The sequence below is a fragment of the Thalassospira australica genome (assembly GCF_044790785.1).
GTDB lineage: Bacteria > Pseudomonadota > Alphaproteobacteria > Rhodospirillales > Thalassospiraceae > Thalassospira > Thalassospira australica_A.
This window is the reverse complement of sequence record NZ_CP085258.1, coordinates 4,249,544-4,272,956: the sequence shown is the minus strand read 5'-3', so window position 1 is coordinate 4,272,956 and position 23,413 is coordinate 4,249,544. Positions and strand designations below refer to the sequence as shown.

General features: G+C 45.7%; 22 protein-coding genes and 1 tRNA gene. 5 read left to right on the top strand and 18 right to left on the bottom strand.

All coding sequences use genetic code 11. From position 1 onward, the window contains the following. Nucleotides 1–54 precede the first annotated feature (54 nt). Entirely contained in the window at nt 55–837 is a 783-nt protein-coding gene (locus LG297_RS19835) for a hypothetical protein (RefSeq protein WP_404423376.1), read from the top strand. A gap of 74 nt (nt 838–911) precedes the next feature. On the opposite strand, the gene LG297_RS19830 is transcribed toward LG297_RS19835, so the two are convergent. The 5 genes from LG297_RS19830 to LG297_RS19810 form a co-directional block, all read right to left on the bottom strand. After that, nucleotides 912–2,207 (bottom strand): bifunctional folylpolyglutamate synthase/dihydrofolate synthase, encoded by a 1,296-nt coding sequence (locus LG297_RS19830; RefSeq protein WP_404423374.1) that lies wholly within the window; start codon nt 2,205–2,207, stop codon nt 912–914. After that, nucleotides 2,188–3,123 (bottom strand): acetyl-CoA carboxylase, carboxyltransferase subunit beta, encoded by a 936-nt coding sequence (gene accD / locus LG297_RS19825; RefSeq protein ID WP_404423372.1) that lies wholly within the window; start codon nt 3,121–3,123, stop codon nt 2,188–2,190. Before accD ends, LG297_RS19830 begins: the two co-directional genes overlap by 20 nt. 57 nt (nt 3,124–3,180) lie before the next feature. Further along, nucleotides 3,181–4,029 carry a tryptophan synthase subunit alpha gene (gene trpA / locus LG297_RS19820; RefSeq protein WP_404423370.1) on the bottom strand — a complete coding sequence of 283 codons (849 nt, stop codon included), beginning with the start codon at nt 4,027–4,029 and terminating at the stop codon, nt 3,181–3,183. Then, nucleotides 4,026–5,249, bottom strand: coding sequence for a tryptophan synthase subunit beta (gene trpB / locus LG297_RS19815; RefSeq protein ID WP_404423368.1), 1,224 nt, complete (start codon nt 5,247–5,249; stop codon nt 4,026–4,028). Before trpB ends, trpA begins: the two co-directional genes overlap by 4 nt. A gap of 141 nt (nt 5,250–5,390) precedes the next feature. After that, a complete protein-coding gene (locus tag LG297_RS19810; protein ID WP_007088596.1) occupies nt 5,391–5,570 on the bottom strand; it encodes a zinc-finger domain-containing protein in 180 nt (59 codons plus the stop codon). A gap of 184 nt (nt 5,571–5,754) precedes the next feature. Here LG297_RS19810 and LG297_RS19805 point away from each other — a divergent pair, with 184 nt between their 5' ends. The 4 genes from LG297_RS19805 to LG297_RS19790 all read left to right on the top strand — a co-directional run bounded on the left by LG297_RS19805 (nt 5,755) and on the right by LG297_RS19790 (nt 9,920). Beyond that, nucleotides 5,755–6,717 (top strand): ABC transporter ATP-binding protein, encoded by a 963-nt coding sequence (locus LG297_RS19805; RefSeq protein WP_404423366.1) that lies wholly within the window; start codon nt 5,755–5,757, stop codon nt 6,715–6,717. Between the two features lie 121 nt (nt 6,718–6,838). Then, complete coding sequence (locus LG297_RS19800) at nt 6,839–7,807, top strand: lysophospholipase (RefSeq protein WP_404423364.1); 969 nt, start codon at nt 6,839–6,841, stop codon at nt 7,805–7,807. A 159-nt stretch (nt 7,808–7,966) separates the two neighbouring features. Further along, nucleotides 7,967–9,703, top strand: coding sequence for an adenylate/guanylate cyclase domain-containing protein (locus LG297_RS19795; RefSeq protein WP_209220693.1), 1,737 nt, complete (start codon nt 7,967–7,969; stop codon nt 9,701–9,703). A 140-nt stretch (nt 9,704–9,843) separates the two neighbouring features. After that, nucleotides 9,844–9,920: transfer RNA gene (locus tag LG297_RS19790), tRNA-Arg, on the top strand. Nucleotides 9,921–9,984: 64 nt separating this feature from the next. Here the strand turns inward: LG297_RS19790 and LG297_RS19785 are convergent. The 13 genes from LG297_RS19785 to LG297_RS19725 all read right to left on the bottom strand — a co-directional run bounded on the left by LG297_RS19785 (nt 9,985) and on the right by LG297_RS19725 (nt 23,386). Beyond that, nucleotides 9,985–11,103 carry a glycosyltransferase gene (locus LG297_RS19785; protein WP_404423361.1) on the bottom strand — a complete coding sequence of 373 codons (1,119 nt, stop codon included), beginning with the start codon at nt 11,101–11,103 and terminating at the stop codon, nt 9,985–9,987. A 1-nt stretch (nt 11,104) separates the two neighbouring features. Next, the gene (locus tag LG297_RS19780; RefSeq protein ID WP_404423359.1) at nt 11,105–12,250 is read right to left on the bottom strand and encodes a glycosyltransferase; all 1,146 of its coding nucleotides are present in this window, start codon (nt 12,248–12,250) and stop codon (nt 11,105–11,107) included. Then, nucleotides 12,220–12,987 carry a class I SAM-dependent methyltransferase gene (locus tag LG297_RS19775; RefSeq protein ID WP_404423357.1) on the bottom strand — a complete coding sequence of 256 codons (768 nt, stop codon included), beginning with the start codon at nt 12,985–12,987 and terminating at the stop codon, nt 12,220–12,222. The genes LG297_RS19780 and LG297_RS19775 overlap by 31 nt, the downstream gene beginning before the upstream one ends. Further along, on the bottom strand, nt 12,974–14,098 hold the full coding sequence (locus tag LG297_RS19770) for a glycosyltransferase (RefSeq protein ID WP_404423355.1): 1,125 nt from the start codon (nt 14,096–14,098) through the stop codon (nt 12,974–12,976). The genes LG297_RS19775 and LG297_RS19770 overlap by 14 nt, the downstream gene beginning before the upstream one ends. Before the next feature lie 3 nt (nt 14,099–14,101). After that, a complete protein-coding gene (locus tag LG297_RS19765; protein ID WP_404423353.1) occupies nt 14,102–15,223 on the bottom strand; it encodes a glycosyltransferase in 1,122 nt (373 codons plus the stop codon). 13 nt (nt 15,224–15,236) lie between these two features. Then, nucleotides 15,237–16,508, bottom strand: a complete 1,272-nt coding sequence (locus tag LG297_RS19760; RefSeq protein WP_404423351.1) for a hypothetical protein — start codon at nt 16,506–16,508, stop codon at nt 15,237–15,239. A gap of 13 nt (nt 16,509–16,521) precedes the next feature. Continuing rightward, a complete protein-coding gene (locus LG297_RS19755) occupies nt 16,522–17,106 on the bottom strand; it encodes a CatB-related O-acetyltransferase (RefSeq protein WP_404423349.1) in 585 nt (194 codons plus the stop codon). Between the two features lie 83 nt (nt 17,107–17,189). After that, nucleotides 17,190–18,512 (bottom strand): surface carbohydrate biosynthesis protein, encoded by a 1,323-nt coding sequence (locus tag LG297_RS19750; RefSeq protein ID WP_404423347.1) that lies wholly within the window; start codon nt 18,510–18,512, stop codon nt 17,190–17,192. A gap of 1 nt (nt 18,513) precedes the next feature. Continuing rightward, nucleotides 18,514–19,650, bottom strand: coding sequence for a polysaccharide pyruvyl transferase family protein (locus LG297_RS19745; RefSeq protein WP_404423345.1), 1,137 nt, complete (start codon nt 19,648–19,650; stop codon nt 18,514–18,516). Further along, nucleotides 19,641–20,519, bottom strand: a complete 879-nt coding sequence (locus LG297_RS19740) for a class I SAM-dependent methyltransferase (RefSeq protein ID WP_404423343.1) — start codon at nt 20,517–20,519, stop codon at nt 19,641–19,643. Before LG297_RS19740 ends, LG297_RS19745 begins: the two co-directional genes overlap by 10 nt. Before the next feature lie 17 nt (nt 20,520–20,536). Then, nucleotides 20,537–21,694 carry a cytidylyltransferase domain-containing protein gene (locus tag LG297_RS19735; RefSeq protein WP_404423341.1) on the bottom strand — a complete coding sequence of 386 codons (1,158 nt, stop codon included), beginning with the start codon at nt 21,692–21,694 and terminating at the stop codon, nt 20,537–20,539. A 1-nt stretch (nt 21,695) separates the two neighbouring features. Next, nucleotides 21,696–22,577, bottom strand: a complete 882-nt coding sequence (locus LG297_RS19730) for an N-acetylneuraminate synthase family protein (protein ID WP_404423339.1) — start codon at nt 22,575–22,577, stop codon at nt 21,696–21,698. A 20-nt stretch (nt 22,578–22,597) separates the two neighbouring features. Further along, the gene (locus LG297_RS19725; protein WP_404423337.1) at nt 22,598–23,386 is read right to left on the bottom strand and encodes a CBS domain-containing protein; all 789 of its coding nucleotides are present in this window, start codon (nt 23,384–23,386) and stop codon (nt 22,598–22,600) included. Nucleotides 23,387–23,413 lie beyond the last annotated feature (27 nt).

The following is a 23,413-nucleotide window of genomic DNA, read 5'->3' as shown; positions in this document are numbered from 1 at the left end:
TCACTTGCAGTGCAACTTCCCTTCGGGATATGGGAGAACCGGTCATTGCCGGCGATGGAAGATAAACCGGTTTTCAAACCGCAAGGCATCGGTATTGAAACCGCAGAACCGCTGCGCGAGCTGCATGACGACATGAAGCTGGCAAATCGGCGCAAAAAGGAAAAGAAAACGGAACGTGTCGCGCAGGCCAATGGATCCGGCTGGCGTAAACTGTTCAGTGCGTCTTCGTGGATGCGGTTCCTGATTACCTTTGGGATTTTCGGGCTGTTCCTGCATGGTTTATTTGTGGTTTTTGGCGTTTATGATCGCAACCAGCGTCTTCCCGCTGTTGACCATTTCGTGCTTCTGATCAAGCTCGTGGTGTTTGTTGCGCTGATGTACCTGTTCTATGCGATGCTGATGCATTACGGGCCGATCCGCCACAAGGTACGCGGAATATTTTTTCTTGCCTTGGCACCGGTTGCGGCGGTTTGCATTTTCATGATTTATGGCGGCGGGCAGCTTTTCGGCAGTTTCTTGCCGGTGCTGCAATTCCTGACCCTGACCATCGGTGTGGGTGGGTTCCTGCTTTATGTACTGGGATATACTTGGGTGGCCGGTCGGCAGGTACGGCGCGATGCCAACCGATTTGACCGGATGGAACAGATAAAAAATCAAGCTTCCAGAACATCTGCATCAAATGGATTACCACCGGGCGTAAGCCAGGATCGGCGCAAGGTGCATCAGGCGGGTAGCCTGCGTCTGCGCAGCGATGATGACGGGTCATCCAATGGCGGGGGAACGGGAGGTGGTGGGTCGCCAGCGGCAAACGGCAAAGTCCGTTTGCCTGAGATCTGAGATGCTGATCCCTGTCGGATAAAAAGGGCCTGATATGTGGCCTTCTGTTGTCCGATTTCAGAGAAGGTTCCTGATCAGTTGTGGTTCTCCAGAACTACACCAGCCAGATAAAGTGAACCCAGAATCAAAACGCGCTTGGGATGGGGGGTATTGGCTTTCAACTTTGCCAAAGCATCGGCAAGATCGGTACAGGCGTGGGCATTTGAAATACCGGATGTAATCGCGGCATTACGCAGTGTATCGGCGCTATGCACTTCATGGCCACCCGAAATCGGAATGCCGGCAAAAGACGCCACATGCGGCACAAGTGGTTGCAGGAAGGCAATCGGATCGCGGTTATCAAGCATTCCCATAATCACAACCGTGTCGCCAGCCGTTTGGCGTGACAGCCAATCGGCAATCACTTCGGCGGCTGCGATATTGTGCCCACCATCAAGGATCAGGTCACATCCGGCGGGCAGGGCATCGCAAAGTGGCCCTGTTGTCAGTTTCTGAAGACGCGCGGGCCAGCTGGCTTCTGTTATGCCGCGTGCAACGGTTGCCATATCCGGGCCTGCTATATCGGGGATACCGGCATGGCGTGCGGCAGTAATGGCAGTTGCGGCATTGATAAACTGGTGACGGCCGGGTAGAGCAGGCAATGGCAGATCGAATTCTTCGTCGACAATGCGTAATGTGAAGCCGTCTTCGCGTTCTGCGGTGATGCCAAAATTCGTGACCAGCGGGCTACCGATGTCTGTGGCATGGCGGACCAGTGTATCAAATGCCTCCAGGCTTTGCGGTGCCAGAACGCAAGGTATGTCCGGTTTCATGATTCCGGCCTTTTCAAAGGCGATCTTGGCAATGGTATCGCCAAGAAAACCCTGATGATCAAGCGAGATCGGGGTGATAACGGTCAAAGCCGGTTTATCAATCACGTTGGATGCATCAACCCGACCGCCAAGGCCGGTTTCAAGTAGAACAACGTCTGCCGGAACCCGTGAATAGGCCAGAAATGCCGCAGCCTGGGTGATCTCAAAGAAGGTTATCTGTTCTCCGCCATTGACCGCTTCGACTTCTTCGAGAAGGGCGCAAAGCATATCTTCTGGGATCAGTTCACCGGCCAGACGTATGCGTTCATGAAAGCGAACAAGGTGAGGGGAGGTCGAAGTATGAACACGAAGGCCTGCTGCCTCATAGATGGCACGCAGGTAAGCCAGCGTTGATCCCTTGCCATTGGTTCCGGCCAGATGAATGACTGGCGGTAGATTGAGGTGCGGATTACCCAGCTTGTCGAGCAAGCGGGTAATCCGACCCAATGAAAGGTCGATCACTTTTGGATGAAGCTGGCCCAGACGCGCAAGAATGGCGTCACTTCTTGGCGTTGTCACCTTCGGTCTCGGCCTTTTTTGCGGGTTTCTTTTTTGCATCCTTGATTGGAACGATCGCAGCACCCGGCTTGGTGCGGCGGATCATATCGATCAGGCGACCGATGGTTTCATTCAACTCACCGCGCGGCACGACCATATCGACCATCCCGTGATCCAGAAGGTATTCGGCTGTCTGGAAATCATCGGGAAGCTTTTCACGGATGGTGTTTTCGATCACGCGACGACCGGCAAAACCGATCTGTGCGCCCGGCTCGGCAATCTGGATGTCGCCGAGCATTGCGAAGGATGCCGAAACACCACCAGTGGTTGGATCGGTCAGAAGGACGAAATAGGGCAGGCCCTTTTCCTTGACCTTTTCGATCGCGGCCGTGGTGCGCGCCATCTGCATCAGGCTCAGGATGCCTTCCTGCATGCGGGCACCGCCCGATGCCGGAACGATGATCAGGGCGGCGTCCTGAACCGTCGCCAATTCAGCGGCGGCAACAATGCCTTCACCAACGGCGGTGCCCATTGATCCGCCCATAAAGGAGAAATCGAAGACCGCAACCACGGTTGCATGCCCGCCGACATCACCATGGGCAACAGCCAGGGCATCCTTATAGGTTGCCTTGGCCTGCGCTGCTTTCAGGCGGTCGGTGTATTTTTTCTGGTCGCGGAATTTCAGCGGATCGACTGGAACATTCGGCAGTTCGATGGTTTGGTATTTCCCTTCATCGAACAGCAGTTCCAGGCGTTCCTTGGCGGAAATACGCATGTGATGGCCGCAATGCTGGCAAACATGTTTGTTCTTTGCCAGGTCACGGTGGAAGATCATCTGTTCGCAAGACGGGCACTTATGCCAGAGATTTTCGGGCACTTCAGTGCGGCGAACAAGTTTCTGAATCTTGGGACGGACGAATTCTGTCAGCCACGACATATCGGATACTGATCCTTGGTTTTGCCTATATCGGTCGTTTCACGGCAACGCGCAGCGTTATTTACGCGCGTTGCGTACCCCGTTTGCAAGTTCGCGAACAAGGCCTGTGACCATAGAGGCGGTCTTATCGGTGGCCTTGCCGTTTTCGTCAAGACTTTCGGCAATTTTTGATACGATTGCCGACCCGACCACAGCGGCATCCGCCTGTCGGGCAACTTCTGCGGCCTGAGTCGCATTCTTGATGCCAAAGCCAACCGCAATCGGCAAATCCGTATGGCGACGCAGGCGCGCCATGGCTTCGACAATCTGGTCATTGGTTGCCGAACCGGCACCAGTAACGCCAGCAACCGAGACATAATAAACAAAGCCCGACGTATTCCGAACGAGTTTCGGCAGACGCTTGTCATCGGATGTCGGTGTTGTCAGGCGAATGAACGACAACCCCTTTTCCACGGTCGGGACGCAAAGCTCGGCATCTTCTTCGGGCGGCAGATCGACGACAATCAGGCCATCAACACCGGCGTTACGGGCATCTTCAAGAAACTCTGCGACGCCATAGATATAGATCGGGTTGTAATAGCCCATCAGAATGATCGGCGTCTCATGATCCTGATCGCGGAAACCGCGGACCAGCGATAGTGTTTTTCGCATATGCATGCCAGACGCCAATGCCCGAAGCGATGCTTCCTGAATTGCCGGTCCGTCCGCCATCGGATCGGTAAAGGGCATGCCCAGTTCGATTACATCTGCACCGGCCTCTGGCAGGGCTTTGAGGATTTCAAACGATGCTTCCGGGTCCGGGTCACCTGCGGTGATGAAAGTGACCAGACCGGCGCGGCCTTCTTCCTTGAGCTTGGCGAAACGTTTGGCGATGCGGTCCTGGCCGCCGATGATTGCGTCGCTCACAGTTCTACTCCCAGTGCTTCGGCCACGGTAAAGATGTCCTTGTCGCCCCTGCCGCTCAGGCACATGAGAATGATCTTGTCTTTGCCCATTTTCGGTGCTTCTTTCATCACCTGTGCGATGGCGTGGGCGCATTCCAGTGCCGGTATAATGCCTTCAAGTTCCGAACAGAGTTTGAAGGCTTCAAGGGCTTCCTTGTCGCCGATCGGTTCGTAGCGTGCGCGCCCGATATCCTTGAGCCAGCTATGTTCCGGACCGATACCCGGATAATCCAGACCGGCAGAAATGCTGTCGGCTTCTTTGATCTGACCGTCATCATCCATCAACAGATAGGTGCGGTTGCCGTGCAGGACACCGGGTTTACCCGCGCTTAGGCTGGCGGCATGTTTTCCGGTGTGAATGCCGTGACCGGCGGCTTCAACGCCAACAACCTCTACATCCTTGTCATCAAGGAACGGATGGAAAAGGCCAATCGCGTTTGATCCGCCACCGACGGCTGCGATTACCTGATCGGGCAGGCGGCCTTCCTGTTCAAGGATTTGTTCTTTGGCTTCGTTGCCGATCACGCACTGGAAATCGCGGACCAGTTCCGGATACGGGTGCGGGCCCGCAGCAGTCCCAATGATGTAAAAAGTATCTTCGACATTGGTGACCCAATCACGAAGGGCTTCATTCATCGCGTCCTTGAGCGAGCAGGAGCCGGATTTGACCGGTTTGACTTCGGCACCAAGCAGGCGCATGCGGAACACGTTTGGTGACTGGCGTTCGATGTCCTTCGAACCCATGTAAACCGTGCAGGGCAGACCGAAACGCGCGCAAACTGTTGCAGTCGCAACACCGTGCTGACCCGCGCCGGTTTCGGCAATGATGCGGGTTTTGCCCATTCGCTTGGCCAGAAGGATCTGACCGATGCAGTTATTGATCTTGTGCGCGCCGGTATGGTTCAGATCCTCGCGCTTGAAATAGATTTTTGCCCCGCCAAGATGTTCGGACAGGCGTTCGGCGTAATAAAGCGGATTTGCACGACCGACATAGTGCTTCAGGTAATAGTCGAGTTCTTTCTGAAACGCAGGGTCTGCCTTGGCATCCTTATAGGCCTGCTCCAGCTCGAGAATTAGCGGCATAAGGGTTTCGGCGACAAAGCGGCCCCCGAAATTGCCGAAATGCCCGTCCGGATCCGGAAGGGCACGATAGCTGTTAAGTGCGGTTGGTGCAGACGTCATAGGATTTCCCCGTGGATGGGCCGCGAAAAATGCCGCGACGGCAAGACATGCGACAGTCATTAAGTCAGCTAAAAGCTGCCAGATCAACGGTATCGGCAGCTTTGATGCCGGTTCCTTTTATCCGTGGTCAGGCAAAACGGATTAATGTGCTGCGTGCTCGGCCTGGGATTTGTCGAAAATATATTTCTTCGAGCAATACGGGCAGACCACCTCGCCCTTTTCCTCGAGATTGAGGTAAACGGTGGGGTGACCAAGGTGGCCTTTGCCGCCGTCACAGGCAACATTCAGGCTGCCGACTTTGATTTCTTCGGTGATCTTCATATATCCAGTTTCCCAGTTAGCACAGGCATAGGTATTGCCATCGGTGGATCATCGACCCGGGCAGGTCCGAGAGTCATTGACCCCGCTTTCATGGGGATGATACCGATTGCGCATATTCAATCAACACTTCCGCATGGTCTTAGCGTAAACAAGCCATGTGGAAAAGAGCGGAGATCACGCTTTCATGACTGCAATGCCCGACTATGCCATCGAAGTCGAAGGGCTGACCAAGCTCTATAAGGGCGCGAACGGCGAAAAACTGGCGCTCGATAACGTGTCGCTGAAAATTCCGCGCGGTTCGTTTTTCGCCCTTCTTGGCCCTAATGGTGCCGGAAAATCTACATTTATCAATATTCTGGCTGGTCTTGTCACCAAGACAAGCGGCACAGCAAAAATCTGGGGTTACGATATCGAGGCCGAGATGCGTGCCGCGCGTTGTTCGATCGGGATCGTGCCGCAGGAACTTAATCTGGATGCATTTTTTACGCCGCGTCAGGCGATGGAATTGCAGGCCGGCCTGTATGGTGTCCCCAAACCCGAACGCCGTACGGACGAAATTCTTGCTGCCCTTGGACTGTCGGATAAGGCCGATTCCTATTCCCGGTCGCTTTCGGGCGGGATGCGTCGGCGTCTTCTGGTTGGCAAGGCGATGGTGCATAACCCGCCGGTACTGGTTCTTGATGAACCTACAGCGGGTGTCGATATCGAACTGCGTCAGCAGCTTTGGGCCTATGTGAAGGAACTGAACAAGGCCGGTGTCACTATCGTTCTGACCACGCACTATCTTGAAGAAGCTGAAGAACTTTGCGACGAGATCGCGATCATCAACAAGGGCAATGTGATTGCCCATGAAGACAAACGCAGTCTGTTGCGCCGGATCGATCACAAGACACTGGTTCTGACGGTCAAAAACAACCTGAACGCGGTCCCCGATGCATTATCTCCCTGGGGGGCGGAGCTTAAGGGCGGAAACCAGATTGCGCTCCATTACCGGCCCAGCAACACCCAGATGGCTGAAATTCTTAATGCTATTCAGGGCTGCGGTCTTGCAATCACGGACCTGTCGACCGAGGAAGGCGATCTTGAAGATATCTTCCTGATGTTGACACGAGATAATGACAAGGCCCGTGCGGGCAAGGCCGCCTGATTTTTCAGACAGTCGCCAGATCATCCAAAACCCTGCAAGTTGCTTGCAGGGTTTTGTTTTTTGGCCTTAACTTGGCTTTCGAACGCAAGCCAAGATGACCCTGGGGGCGGCAATTAACCACATGTTGAAAACATTGTTGTGGTTTACCGGGTTCGGGTTCTCGCTTTTGTTGGTGGCTTGCGCACCGACTGTCATTCCTGCCGGTGATCCGATTGGCAGCGTTAAAATTACCCAAAATGCGTTCATTGCATCTGACGGGGAATCGTTACCCTTGCAGCATTGGGGCTCGGTTGACGATCCGGATGCGGTGATCCTTGGTCTGCACGGATTTGGCGATTACGCCAACGCATTTGACGAAGCCGGAACGATGCTGGCGTCTGATAATATTGCGCTTTTTGCTTATGACCAGCGCGGCTTTGGGCGCACTGCGACGCGACCTTTCTGGTCGGGAATACAAAGCCTCGTCAATGATGCGGCTGAAATGCTGGTCACCCTTCGTTTGCAATATCCGGATCGACCGGTCTATCTGATGGGGGACTCGATGGGCGGTGCGGTTGCAATTGTGACGGCGGCATCGCGGCCCCGGTGGATGGACGGGGTTATTCTGGTGGCTCCGGCAGTATGGAACCGCGACATGATGCCGTGGTATCAGACCGCACCGCTTTCTGTCATCTCACACAGTTTGCCTTGGTTGCCCCTGTCTGGGCAGGGACTTGATATCTGGCCTTCGGACAATATTGAAATGCTCCGTCGTCTGTCACGTGATCCGCATATGATGAAATCGGTACGGGTTGATATGGTTGCCGGTTTGGCTGATTTGATGGATTTGGCTCATCAACGGGCAGGAGAAATTGATATTCCAACGCTTTTATTGTCCGGCGAACAGGATCAGGTGATTCCACCGGCGGCGATTGGCACAATTGCGAAGGACATCAGGGCATCAAACCCGGACCGGAGTGCGGTTTGCCTGTTTCCTGATGGCTACCACATGTTGCTGCGTGACCTGAACGGACCAACGGTGATCGGCGATATCAGACGCTGGATCAAGGGCGGTGCGGCTGCCCGGGATTTTTCGTGTACGCTCAATTGATTGCGTTTTGACCGCTGATCCCTGATCAGGTAGCATTTTTAATCAGTTGCATATGATTGCCAAGGTTGTTACCCGGGGCGACCGTCACGATATGGCACCTATTGCCGTTGTGTATTCGGTGGCATTTTCAGCTACGTTTTTCGGAGGATCAGGACCGGCATGCTAAGGACCGTTCGGGCGAAGTTCCTGGGTGTCGCGGCCTTTTTTGTCGTGTGGCTTGTTGTGGCTACCGGGTTCTCCGTTATCCAGTCGCTTGGGATCAATGGCGATCTTGAAGCGGTGTCGCGCTATGTGACACCAGTCAAGGATGCGCTTTCCGATGTTCGTTCCCGTCAGCTTGAACAGATATCACTGATCGACCGTTACATGCGTGTTGTCGAAAATGAAGGCCCTGATGCCCCCCTGTTAAGTGGTATCGAAATCGAGATTGATGCCAAGCAGACCCAGATTGAGCAGGCCTTTCGCAAGGCCTTTACCTCGGCAGCCCTTGGCCGGGCACAGGCATCGGGCCATTTCGAACAAGGTGTGTTGCTTGATCTTGATGTTCGTATGCGCGAATTCGCCGATATTGCCGCCCAATTCAATCTGGGCGTTGAAAGATTACTGAGCCGGGTGCGTGAAGGCGACCTTGATGACGCGCAGCGTCAGGAAAATCTTGTCCGCGGTATTCATCGCAACATTGTGCTTGATCTGCGCAGCGAGATTTTGCTGCTGGAAAAATATTCCAGCGAAACAGTCGAAAATGTCTCGGAGCGCGAAGATTTTCTGATCCAGGCCGAATTTATCATGATGCTGGCTGCGGTGGTGATCGGCATTTCCTTTGCCTATTATCTGGCGCAAGCGGTGGTCAAAGCCGTTCGCGATACGACCAATGCGTTGAACAGCGTGCAGTCAGGCAAGCTTGATACAAGCCTTGATTTCAAGGGCAAGGGCGATTTTGCCCGGCTGGCGGATGCCTTTAACCGCATGACGCGCGAATTGCGCGTACGGTTCCGTATGCGTGAACGGTTTGGCAAATATATTGATCCAAAGATCATCAATAACCTGCTGTCACAGGAAACCGCGCTTGAAACCTCGCAAAAGCGGGTGATGACGGTCAGTGTTGTGAACCTGACCAATTTTGACTGGATGGCCGAACATATACCGCCCGAGAAACTCGTCGATTTTCTCAATGATTATCTGACCGCCATGACCGAACCGATTGCAAACCATAGTGGCATTATCGACAATTTTGTCGGGGATAGGGTGATCGGTTTCTGGGGCCCGCCCTTCTGCGGGGAAAAAAGCCACGCCGGGCATGCCTGTCTGGCAGCGTTGGAGCAGGTGGCACGCTTTAATGCGCTGAAGACCAAATATGCCGACCTGATCGGCGATCACGGGCTTGATATTCGTATTGGTATCGCGACCGGCGAGGTTGTTGTCGGCTCAATCGGGACGGATAAATCACGCGCCTATACGGTGGTTGGCGATTGCGTGAACTATGCCAACCGCCTTGAAAAGGCCAACCGTATATACGGTACCCAGATTCTGGCTTCACATGAAACGGCCAGCATGGCAGCCGGCGAGATTGAGATGCGCGATCTGGATCATGTTGTACTGCTCGGGACCGAGCATGTGGTTTATCTTTATGAAGTGCTGGCACAGTCCGGGCAGCTAAGCGATGAACGTCGCGACTGGCGCAAAACCTATGAAACCGCGATTGCGTTTTATCGCGAGGGCGATTTTGACAAGGCCCAACCTCTATTCGAGGAAGTTCAGGAAGGCATAGGCAGCGATTTTGCTGCCCAGTTAATGCTTAATCGTATGGAACGCCTGCAGCGTCGTGAACAGGACCGGGAATGGAACGGGACGTGGATCGTTAGGGATCCCTATGAGCGACGCGACGTCGAAAGCTGATCGCTGTGATATGCCGCAACAAGAATTTAACCGAACGGGCAGCAGAATGCGATTGGCGAGGGCCGTCAAAAGTCCTTGCCCGCGACGGACAAAACCTGTATCACCCAACCGCTCGGGCCGTGCTGCCCGATGCCTATTGCGCACCCGTAGCTCAGCTGGATAGAGCGTTGCCCTCCGAAGGCAAAGGCCACAGGTTCGAATCCTGTCGGGTGCGCCAATTCTTCAGAGCAAATAAACTAGCTGTTTTAAGGTACATTATAGATGCCAGTGCTCTGGCATTTTCAGTTGCTGTTTGCGTGAATGTCAGAAAAAAGCTTCTGATATCTCTCTCTTACGACATCTATTGAATAGCAACCGATAATGATGCGTCGTGCTTCAGCTCCTCGGTTCTGAAGATCAGGGTCGTCAATAAGAATTTGGATGGCATCGGCCAAGCTATCTGGATTACGAGGTGGCACAACGATGCCCGTGTCTTCTACTATAAGCGCAGAGTCTCCAACATCTGTCACAACGCAAGGTAAGCCGGTAGCCATTGCCTCTCCAACAACGTTGGGGAAACCTTCGCCATAGGCGGAGGAGAGCACGGCAATATCCATGCCGCGAAGCAGTCGCGCAACGTCAGTCCTTTCCCCTAATACAATCATTTTGTTTCGGAGAGCATTGGGCAAAGGGATATTTTGCGTGTTGCGGCCGATAAGAATGAATTTCACCTTCGAGTATCGTTTAGCCAGCTTGTCTGCAGCGGCCAAAAAGGTGGTATGATCCTTTTGCGGATCATGACGTGCAACAACGACAATCGCGACATCATGTGCCGAAAGTCCAAACTCAATTCTTACATTCTCACGATCTTCAGCATCAGGATACCATTCCGATGTGTCAAATCCGTTGGGGAGATATCCCCATTTCTGTGGTTTGTATCCCAAACTCAGGTGATGTCTGCGACCTGCTTGGGAGTTGGTGATTACTTGAGCCGGGAGGAAAGATAGATACGCCAGAAGTCGACATATAATCTTTGTCGAATAGGCATAACGGGAGAAATCGATGTCTGAACAACGTAAATTCCATACCAGTCGTTTACGGCCAAGTCCGGCTGTGATCGCCGCAAATGTTCCAAATAAATCCGCATGATAAAGCCAAGTCATGATGACATCAGGCTTATAGCGGTGCAGTAAGCGAACGAGGGACCAGAAAGCGAGCGGTACTTCACGCAATTTTTGGATGTTTAGGCAATATAATTGTACACCTGACGCCCGTATAGCTGGACCATGAATATCTTCCCCTGTAAGGGATACCACCATGTGACATGTATTAGGCGGTTGTTGCGCACTGATAACGATACGACCCAGCATGCGTTCTGCCCCTCCCGAACCGAGACCGGTAATGATGTGGCATACAAGCATTCTAGCTTTCGTCCTTTTTTGAAAGAAGGCATAGTTCGGTAATGAGGTTGTTAAACCGCCTGCCGACATTTTCTATGTCATATTCATCAGGTAAAAGAGACGGTGCAAGAAAATCGCTCTTATGTATTCGTTTAATTGGGACATTTTGCATTGCACGCAGAAAGTCCGGACCAGGCTCAGCAATAGTCACAGATGGTAGTTCCCCAATACCGCCTGCTGCTGGACTTGCGATTACCGGCGTTCCAAGAGCGAGAGCTTCAAGTGCGGCATTTGGCATGCCTTCGAAGAGTGATGGCATAAGAAAAGCATCTGCATTTGCAACCCATGGAGCGGGATTGTCGACAAATCCCATTAGGGTTACGCGATCTTGAAGATTTAATTGGCTAATTCTCTCTTCTAGAAGGTTTCGCTGATCTCCCTCACCAAGAATTATACAGTGATCTTCAGGTGAAATCTTTGACATCGCATCAAGAAGAAAAGGAAAATTTTTTTCCGGCCTAAGTCGACCTGCAGCAATAAAACATCGTCCAGCGCCTTTTGTACTGCTTGAAATCGGGACTGAATTTTTTTGTAACGCCGCGGTATCGATCGGATTAGGCAATATTTGAATATGATTTTTGGGAATTCCATAAATTGTTAATTCTTCGAACATGCGAACGGAAGACGCGAGAATTTTATCTGCGTTCGGATATATTTTACCGAAAAGAAATTTCATGGCCGAAGAAAAAGGCATTCTGGCAATATTAGCAGATGGCAGGGATGCCTCGCGTATAATAAATTTGGTTTTCTTTAACAGCGGCTTCACGAGAAGCAGCACCAAGCTGATATGCGTGAAAGTTGAAAAAATTATATCTGGTTTGCTTTTCCGCAAATAGAATATTAAATTTGGCAAAGCATCTCTTAGTCGATTGTGACCAATAACTTTGATCGGGATATCTTCTTTTACCAGTTTCGCAAGAGGCCCCTGCGATGAAAGTACAACAAGATGGGGCTCGAAGTTTTTACAATCAATGCTATTTAAAAGATTTATCGCAACCCGTTCAGCTCCCCCACCTGCGAATGATGGCAGGATAAATGTGATAATTTTTCGTTGTCTCATCTGAAAGGATTGATATCTCATTTTTGGGTAAGAATCACTCTTGACCATATCGCTCGATAAAGTGGGAAAACAAAGGGAAATATCTCTCCGATACGGGCCAGCTTTTGACCGCGTTTGTTTGGGCTGTTTTGGAGGAACTGTTTCTCCGCATAGTTGAATTTACTGAAAAATTGCCTGAAGTGTTTCTCTATCTCTTTCCCGGTCAGATAGTTTGTGCTTGTCAGAAGGTATTGCTGATTTTCCCATGCAACATCACGCCATGTCTGTTCCCGTTGGCTGCGTTTGCGAATGCCAATAAACGCCCAGAGTGATAACCACCAGTAGGAGCGCAGCACTGTAGCAAATGGTACAAACACATGGGGCTCAATCGGCATCCATCGGGAAGGAAAGATATGGAGGCAATAACCGCCAGGTTTGAGAATACGTTGGATTTCAGACAGGGTTGAAGGATAATCGATGACGTGTTCCATCACCTGATTTGTTAAAACAAGATCAAAACTCTCATCCGGGTAAGGAAGGCGATAGTGGGTGTTAGGAATTATACTAAGACGGTTTTGTTGTTGAAGGCTTGCTACATGCTTTCCGTCTTTGAAGCGGAAATCACAGCCATACGCATTTGCACCGATTCCAAGCCAACCATTGACAGTGCTTCCGTTACCGCAACCGATATCAAGAACACGCATACTAGATAAAGCATCAATGCCAAGCGTTATCAGTATCCGGGCTTGGAGCTCTGCGACATTTCGGCTCGCAAGCTTGTCTCTGGAGAGGTTAGTTGTTGGCATCTTTTCCCGTTTCGCTAGACAAGAGAAGCTCTTCCCATTGACGCGCAATCTTGTCGATCGAATATGAATCCATTCGTGTACGAGCTTCGTTACCAAGGCGTTCCCGTAGATCCGAGTCTTGAGCAAGGCTAATCATACATTCTTTTAATGCTGTGACGTCTTTTGCGGAATAGACAAGTCCGGATATGTTATGCTCAACGTGCTCCAGAGCACCGGGTAAGCAATCTGGAACAATACAAGGTAGGCCGTGTGCCATTGCTTCGAGTAAGGCATTAGGGGTTCCCTCATAGTCCGAGGCCATGACAAACATTGCTGCAGATTGATAAAATATATTTGGATTAGAAATGGCTCCCGGAAGGTTGATGCTGTTATGCTTTCTTTGAGAGTTGGTGAGGGTAACAAGTTCGTCTCGACTTGGCCCGTCCCCCAGAATTGTTAAATTCCAACCAGTTGCTTCAAACCAATCGGTTTGGAGATATGCTTGTATAATTCGGTTTTGTCCTTTTAGAGGTACTAACCTTCCTACGTTTAAGATCATTTTAGCATTGCGAGGACGCGCTAAAATAGACGGCAGGACAATGGGATTTGGGATAAGACACAGTTTTTCTTTTGGTACGTAAGAGGACATCGTCTTTACAGCATGGGGGCTGTTGGCGGTGACAACTGCCGCGAATCTATAAACCAAAAATCGAAGGACAATCCATATAGTTTCAATTTTTTGCAGTGATGGGTCTGATCGTTCTGAGATAATAATTCTTTTTTTAATTCCGATAGAAGCAATAATTGTAAGTATGTTTGTCGATGTTAAGAATGAAATCGCGGCATCGCAATCTGAATTTTTCAAGATTTCGCGAAATTTTATAATTGTTTTTATGTTATTTATTGCCGCTATAAATTTATTATTTGAGCGTTTACTTGTCCCTGTGCATATTCTTTGAACGTTTTTAGGGATTAAATAAAAGTCTGTTTCAGTTTTCTTCAAAGTAACAAGTATGATTTTTTTTGAAATGGAGTCCCAGTGCGTTATAATGTTGGAAACTACGCGCTGAGTGCCACCGCCTTTTAAAGATTCCACAAAAAAAACTATATTATGAGATTTAGCATTTTTCATTTTTTAAATCATATCAATGATAGACTTAGCGCGATTGTCCCACGAATATTTCTCCTGGTAATCTTTGAGGGCGGTTTTCGCCAATCGTTTCCGTAGGTCCTCGTTCGAGATTAGTTTCATAAGAGAATCCTCCCATTCGTCTACGTTTGACGGTGGCACCAAGAGACAGTTTAAGTTGTTTTCTAGTACATCTCTTAGGACCGGAATATCCGAACAAATAAAAGGCTTGGAGGAAGCCATATATTCAAATATTTTTAATGGGGACATCCACTTGGAAGTATTTCTGCCATTTTTTAACGAGGTATTGTTCTGATATGGTGCTAGCAGTATATCGAAAGATAACCTCATCCGTGCTGCAACAGCGGGAGATTGAAACCCCAATATATGTAAATTATCTAATTTCTTGGTTCTTTCTTTCCAAGAAACAATATCATCATTATTTCCACCGACAAGATAAAAGTCAATATCTGTCATTCGATTTGCTAAATCAGCTATTATTTCAATGCCTCTTCCTTCGTATAGATGTCCGCAGTAACCAACTTTGATTCTATTTTCCCTTCCGATCTTCATAGGCCGAAGATGTGTTACTGACGGCGCTCCATCATGGGCAACAATAATTTTCTCTGGTGGATAATTAGTTTCACGTAGTAATATCTCTTTTAATGGTTCTGATATTGTTACAACATACTTGTATAAATTTCTATTTAAAGCAGTATGTATTAATTTTTTGTCTATTTTAGAAAACCACGAAATTGGTTGATGGGTTTCAAAGATCGTAGGAATCCCTGAAAAAGCGGCAAACGCACAAGCTCTACCATGTCTCCCATACACTAAATCTGTTTTATTCCATTTACTATTAATTACAGCTTCCATTGACCCCAAGGTGTTCGATCCCTGGAAAGGAAAGTGCCGTATTGGCGTCAACTTGAATTGACAGTCTACTCCATAGTATTCTGGAATCTGTCTTTCTATTAATTCTTGACTATATCTTTGTTGATTTGCTAGGTGGCAATACAGATTTACGTTGTTGTTCATTTTCGCAAATGATGACGCCATGTTAATAACATGAATCGAATTTGCCTCCCGGGAAGGAATATGGGAATTTGAAAAATATGAAATATTCATGGCTTATGCTGGGTTAATGGTTGTTTTTTGAAAGGCATTCTATGTTTAATGCCAACCCTATAATTAGCAAAATAGACTGATAGTTGTCCTCTTTTCTTTTCATATGTAGGTCAATTATTTTCTCAAAGTTTACCCAAGGTGCTATGCAATTTTTGTCTAAGATGTCGACTGCTTGGTATAATATTTCTTGATAGTCATTGCGGATTCGAAAAAAAGTGGAGAAATCCACATAGTTTAACATTGAGTTTTCTCTAGTTAATTTACATGGGAAATATCTATGTGCTTTTTTCTTTCCTCTCGATATAGTTTGTTGAATTTTTATATTCATTTTTTTTTGATGTGGTATTCCAAATGTATCCTTTGAACCTATTTCTACCAATTTTGGAAAATTGGTATTTATCATCTCTTTGTATAATTTTTGATCTTTCTTGCAATTGTCAGATGCTTTAAGCCAATAATTTGCCCAAGCTTTATGTGTAAATGGCGTCAAAAAATTGGCTTTAGTCATGCAATGTTGACTATAATAATCTCCCCATCCGGCCCAAAATTTCTTAAATCCTAGTATCGGTGCAATACAATTAGCTTGCCGTATCCCATAGTCGAGGTAATCTATATATTTTATTTCTTTTGGAGGGACTAGATGTTCGAGTCCTTCTGACGGATTATATAAACTTGGAGAAATATTCTCTCTCTTTGAGAATTTTTGTTTTGCCTGGAACTCAGCAATAGCTTCGTGTTTTGTCGTCGAGGGTGAGGTATGCCCTCCTGTCAATGGATCTCCCATAAATCCAGAGAGGATCGTGTCTTTTTCGTTAGATACTGAGGAGATAGAAAAGCTATTAAAGAATGCATCTAAAGCATATGTCCAAGGTGAATTTCTTGTACTGGAAATTAATGATAACCAGTTTACTTGAATTTTTGATAAGTCTACCCTGTGATGTTCCACGCCAACAGAGTTGGCTAACTTATATCCAAGTTCATAGTCAAGTTGTTTTGGACATCCAAAACTAACAGTTTTAATTTGGCACGTTGGTAAGCGGTTCAAGGCGGAACCAAGCATAACCCTACTATCCCATCCTCCACTTAAGGGAATTATGCAGTACCCGTCCAATTTGATTTTTGAAAAAACATCATCAAAAATGTGGTCGAGTTTCTTTGATGCTCCATCTGGGGTATAATCGAGTTCAAAATTATCTTCTGAATTTAGGGTACCGTCCCACAACGTTATGGGGTTCTTCTTTGCGTACCCATAGTAAAGGTACTCGTTAATTGTATCTCCTAACAATTATATTTCTCCTTCATAACTTCTTTATGTCTTCTAAAATTTCTTCAATATGATCTTCTAAAGAAAGGCCGGAGTATTTGCTGAGGATTTGAATTATATCAGATTCTTTCTTTTGAAAAATCTTTGAATTGCAGATTGCTTCAATAGTTTCCTTTCGGAAGCGGTAGCGCAAAAATCTGGAGGGGATACCTGCAACAATACTATAAGGTTCTGTATCTTTTGTTACTACTGATCCTGCTGCAATGATAGTCCCAATGCTTACTTTTACGCCAGGTAAAATTATCGCGTTATGCCCTATCCAAACGTCATCCTCTATTATTACGTTTTTCTTGTTTAACTCCTCCTTATGTGCCTGGTACTTTTGAGCATTACTTTCTTTGGGTTTGTGAAAGAACTCTTCTTCTGTTGAGTATAATAGAGGAATATTAGACGTGGTAATGGCTGATATATAATGAGAGTTTGGTCCAATTATTGCTCTGGGAGCAATTGAGCAAAACCTACCGACTGATTTGGTAGCGGGACCAATAATAACGTCTCTACCGATGAAAGTGTATGCTCCGATCTGTATACCATCCGGAATTGTAACATTGGGTTCCATTCTAACTTTATGCTTATAGTAATATTCTTTTCTTATTTTACATCGGTAAATATATCTTTTTATACTGTGCAGTATGGACAATTTTAAGCTCTCATCATGTATATATTTTCACTAATTTTTGTTATTTTTGGTGGCGCAATTTCGAGTATGCTGGATAATATCTTTACTTTTAATCGCAGTTCGTCGTATGGAATATCTCTTTCGTTACCATTTTTTGCCCTGATTTTCCGGATCACATTATACATAATTTTTTTGATAAAAAGTTTTGCTTTAAGTGTATTTGGTATGGGCATATATTCATTTGGAAACGTTTCAAGTTCGTTTAAAATCGTTTGGTAGGAAAAGTTATTATCAGAGATATTATCTATATATGGATGAAGTAATAATTTAGCAATATCTGTATCGATGTTTTTTTTGATATTTTTATTTAATATATTCTTCAGAATATTTATGCATTCTTCTATGCTTTCTGCAATATGGCTCACTTTATTTGGCAGTTCATTGTCAAATCTCTCTTCTTGAATGGGTTTAAAAGCTATTGCCGGGACAGACGCAATATATGCTTCTATTCCAGTTGTGCAGCTTGTATGTATGATTGCTAGGGCTCTGCTTAACCAATAACCAATGCTTTGCTCTTTTGTCGCTGTAACATTTGGTAGATTGGAAGCTATGCTTTCCCATTTTGAGATATCTTCTGCCGGATGTGGACGAAGAATAATCTTGTGATTTGGAAATTTTTGACTGATTTTTATCAAAAGTTCCCTGTAGTAGTAAAATAAGTGTTCTTTATATAACTTCTGTTCCCTTCTTAAAGGAAGGCACTCTTCAGAATGAAGCATATTGTGACTTTTAAGTAAATTAATCCACCCATTTTCACCGAGGCGATGATTAAATTCCGCCAGTTTTGTGTTGACTAAAATAATCTTTTCCTCCCCCTCTGATTGAGAGAGGTAGTATTTATTTATTGGTGGGCGGAGTAAGTCAAATCGAGGGTGTCCAACAGAATGCAACTTGACATTGCTAGAAAATATATTCTTTGCAGATTCAACTAATTTAAGTTGGTGGTTTCCCCAACAAAAAAACTTATCAACGTGTTTGATTGTTTCGAACATAACGCGTCTTTTTAGGTAATCCATATCATTTTGAATGATAAGACCCTCTTCATCATGGACAACAATTTTATGTCCGATAATTTTGTATTTTTGAAAACGTTTCGATAGAGGATAAGATGAGTCTTTATAGAAATAAATTCCTCTTGGCATAACTTCCAAAATGCTATTTATTTTCTTCGTTCCTATTATAGTGCAAAAACCACGAGAGCAGGCTTCTAGTGCAAGAAGTATTTTTGCATCAAGTTCCCGTGATTTTGTTTCTATAGGTAAGTATATGTAATTTTTGTATGTCATCTTAAGAAAATTCTTTTTCAATAAAATTATTATAAACTAATATCGTTTCATTTTTCTTTAGTGATAATTGGTCAAAATTGTAAGCGATTAAGTTTTGGTTGTTATGGAAATTTAGTTCGTCATTCAATTCCTGGGAAAAATTTTCACTTGGTATGACACATTTACTGGAGAGGTTAAGGCTGTCATAAACGTATTTTACTCTATCAAGTACAGCTACCCCCAAAACAGGAATGTTCATTGCGAGGCTACAAATATTAGCATGAAGACGTGTGGCTATGACCATTTTGCTATGCTTATATATACCAAATATATGATCTACAGATCTTCTGCCTTGAATGCATGGAGCAACACTTATTTTCTCTCGAATGAGGTGGTCGCTTAATCTAGATAATATGGACGAAATTGCGTTCAGGTCTGTATAGATATGTGGGACAAAAACTACAGATAGGCCTAGATTCTCACAAATATATTTGCAGGTTTTAGATATTTCATCATAAAATACATGGCTGTCTATATTTCCTCGATGTAGGCTTTCCATCGCCAGTTGATCTTCGCTTATATTAATTGCAATATATTTATTTGGAGTATATGTTATGATGCGTTCTTTTATTTTAAAGAAAAATCCGTGATCGGCAACTTCTGGAATGTGTTCTAAATACTGGCTACCTATATCACGCCGAATAGAATCGACTGATCCGTCATTACGAACAGCAATTAAAATTTTGGAGTTCTCTAGTGCTGCATCAAGAAAGTGGCGAAATTTATCGATATTTCCATCCGGGATAGTTTTGTGTGGAGCACAGCCAACGCTAGTAATAAGTGTTGGACATTTCAGTTTATGGATTAATTTCGGTTGAATATCTATAGTAGTACCACTTGCGCTATTTGGCACCCAGTAGTCAAGGAAGCCTCCTCCTCCTATAATCACTAAGTCAAAGTCATTTGCATAGCTGACAAAATCTTCATCAAAATGTTTCTTGGAGGGGCCTTGGTAGTTTTGATAGAAGTTTCTCATTTCTAATTGTTTGACAGTATAATTCTTAAAAAATTTATTGAGCAAATGGTAAAGCCCTTTGTGGCTTGCATTATCTCCTATATTTCCAGAAAAGGAGGCTACGTGTAGTATTTTCATGCGCATTTACTCAAGTCCATTATCAAGGTGTCAGTTAAGTCAAGCTTTGCTAGCACGGATTCATAAGAACTATCTAATTCTCTGTCAGTTAACATATTCCAGGTGACATGTCCTGCAGGTTTTCCTTTCGCTAACCAATATAAATGGTTGGAAACCGGATAACGTTGGACTCCTTGTATTGAAGTTATTTTGAAGCCTGCTGCAATTGCTAATGCTCCTAAGGTATCTCGAGTATGTAAAAACAAATGTTCACTCCAAAATGTATGATTATGGAATGACTTGCAGCCGGCAAAAGAAATTAACATATCACGTGCGTGTGGGACTTCAATAATTAGTCTTCCGTTAATAGGCATTATATTTATTAAATTTTTCAACATTTCTAAAGGGGAATTTAGATGCTCAAATACGTGAAATAAAGTTATTACATCGTACGTTCCTGCTGGAACATCTTTTATGTCCTGATATACAGGATGGCCGATCTCTCTAAGAAAAGAAGCCGCTTGTTCCTGTGGTTCTACCGCCGCGTACTCAGCAACGAGTGGAGCAAAAACATCAAGCATCGCACCAGAACCTGCCCCAACTTCAAGCCAATTTTTGCCCCTTACTAGGTTTGAAAATTGGTTATATCTCCGTTGTGTGTCGTCATTGGTAGAAATAATTTGGCGTTTGGATGTGCCAAACTTGTGTGTCGGCTGTTTAGAATTGTAATAAGCCATGTCCATATGGTCGACACGGTTAAGAAATAGTGCACCAGATTTTTGGCAAAGCAGGACATCTATGTCATCGCGGTCACGTACGCCCTTATGAAAATGTTCAACTGCTGAGGCATCGCAAATGCCTAAGTCACATAGGACATCAAAAATTGGGTTCTTCATTGTTATTCTCCCTTAATCTAATGTTTAGCGAGAATACTATCGATGAATTCGCGCACGGCGCCTTCACCACCGCGACGTTTCAAATGTAGAACTGAAGCAAGAGCTTTCACAGGATCAGTTGCATTGGATGGGCAAGCTGCTAAACCTGCATGCTTTAGCAAATCGATGCAGTTAACATCGTCCCCCACATATGCAACTTCCTGTAAAGTTACACCTTCTCGTTCGCAGATATCTTGAACTGCAGTGAGTTTGTCGCCATAGCCTTTTCCCTGAACAATATAATCCACCGCTAACTTTCTTGCGCGACACTCCACAATCGCAGTTACTTCACTGGTAATAAGACCTGTTTTGATTCCTGCTTTTCGAAGTAGTTCGAAGCCCTTGCCATCATGTGTGTTGAACTTCTTCATCTCGTTGCCATGTTGGTCGTAATACATACCAGCATCGGTGAGAGTACCATCAACATCGGAGAGGAACAGTTTAATGGCTGTGGAATGGGTTATACGTGGCAGTATGTGAGTGCGCATCAAACCTTCTGCTACTGCCCAATCATCTTCTTCATCAATTTCGATCGCAGTATATTCTGGCATCTCATATAGGGCTATTTTGCCAGACAGACGATTACGATGTTGTAAAATGTTGCCAACTGTATTGATGTAGAACGCACCGTTTTCCATCAACCACCCACCAACATCTTGTCGTCTAGGTCGTTCTAAATAGTTATAATTCAAAGATGTTCCATCTCTGGTCCAGAAAAAACGTTTGCATTGTACTCCAGTTAATACACTATCTGCTCCACTGCTTTGCCGTAGCTTTAACGCTCCTATAAAATCCTGGGCGAGCGTAAGAGGTGAGGTCAATTGTGTAAGTATAAATAGTTCGTTATCAGAAAGTCCTGCTTGATCCAGATACTCCAGCATTACCGATTCGGTTGAGGCTGTATCCGTGGCATTCTCAGGCTTTCGTTTATAGACGATCACATTTTTAAAACAGAGACTCTCTACCGTATCAGTAATCTCCTTACTGTCTGTCGCCACCACAATTTGAGTTACATCCGGCACATCTTGTAATGCCCGCAGGCTCCAATAAATAAGTGGATACGAGCAAAATGGCCGAATATTTTTTAATGGAATCGACTTACTGCCTCCACGGGCAGGGATAAACGCAATTGCCATGCTATTTCCTGTTTTTGAGCTTATCCCTTTGTATCTGCTCGATGGGAAGAATTTCAGAAGATTTGTAGTTTAAGGCCGAGTGAACTTCACTTAGTTGATTAACAAGTGTACTTAGTTCATTTGGTTCCAACGAAGCTGCGTGATCTGTTCCTTTCCATGTTTTGTCCTTGGTAAAATGACGTTCGATCCATCTAGCTCCCAATGTATAGGCCGCAATGTCTAGCGACGTACCTAGATGATGGCCTGAGAAGCCAATTTCGCTAACTCGATTTCCAAATCGTTGGTATAGCCAATTTATTTCCAGAAGCGAAACATCCTTAGATGGAACTGGGTAACCTGAGGTGCAAGAGTAGATAACCAGACGCGTGCTTGCTTGGTCGGCTTCTTCAAAAAATCGTATGATTTCATCGGTTTCCGATTTAGTTGTCATTCCTATCGAAATCTGAACACCCCCTCTATAGTCATCTCGCAATGCCTTGAGCATGGCAATATTATTGTTGCATGCGGAAGGGACTTTTATGAATTCCGGGTTCAGCTCAATAATTTCTTGAGCGCTCGTTAGATCCCAAACCGAGGTTGAGTAAGTAACTCCAATTTCTTCGCAGTATCTCTTAAGATCTTGGTTTTGATTCTTGTTAAGTTCGAGGAACTCTCTATGCTCCCCATAAGTTTTCCCATAAGAGTTGGCGGGTACCGGGTGAGGAGAATCGTATTGCTCTTTGGTCAGTAGCTCGCGATTATTTCGCTTCTGAAACTTGACATATCGTGCCCCGGATTCTTTCGCTAGCCAGATAAGTTCTTTGGCAATTCTTATATCACCCATATGGTTGCAGCCGATTTCGGCTACGACTTTGGGTTCGTGGTAGTCATGTTTAAAGTTCATGTGGTTCAACTTTCTGATTCTCATACTCTACCGTATTTGTCTTGGTGGCGAATAATATCATCTTCACCAAAATAATCTCCAAGCTGTACTTCCGATAAAATCAGATTTTTTTTGCGATCATTATTAAGCAATTGATGTTTACAGCCTTTAGGGATAAAAACATACTTTCCTGGGTATAGTTCAAGATGAGTTTCTCCCAGTTGACACATTCCATTCCCTTTGATCACTACCCAATGCTCTTCCCTGTATTTATGCTCTTGTAAGCTTAACTGTGACATTGGAAATACGGTAAGTATTTTTGCTTGCGCGAATGGACTAAGAAGTATACTTTTGTAAAATCCCCAAGGCTTATTATATACCTCATGTTCAAGAACATGTTCGTCATAAACGGTAAAATCATCATTCGGATTGTAATTTACATCTTCAAGCAACATAATGTGGAATTGTTTCTTGGTTATAATGTTTTTTAATTTACCTTTTTTGTCTGTTATGGGAATAAAATCAATCTTTCTGCTCCTAAATATTTCGCAAATTTCGCTAAATCTTGATTTATCATCAATTTTTGTGAAATTTTTATTATAGACATTTGAGATGAGATCTTCTGCATTTTTTCCCTCTATGAATGCACGCCTGATGTCACCATCCACGATTACCCCTGTCACGTGGAAACTATCATCGACGCAAATGAGAAAACGATGTTTATTATCCTCGATCGCACGTAAGGCATCAATAATAGATGCTTCAATATGTATGGAGAATTTCTTCATGTAATTTTTGTTTCTATTAGAGAGCATATTTCTTCCTGGCATTGGATACTCCTAATTTTGAAAATAATA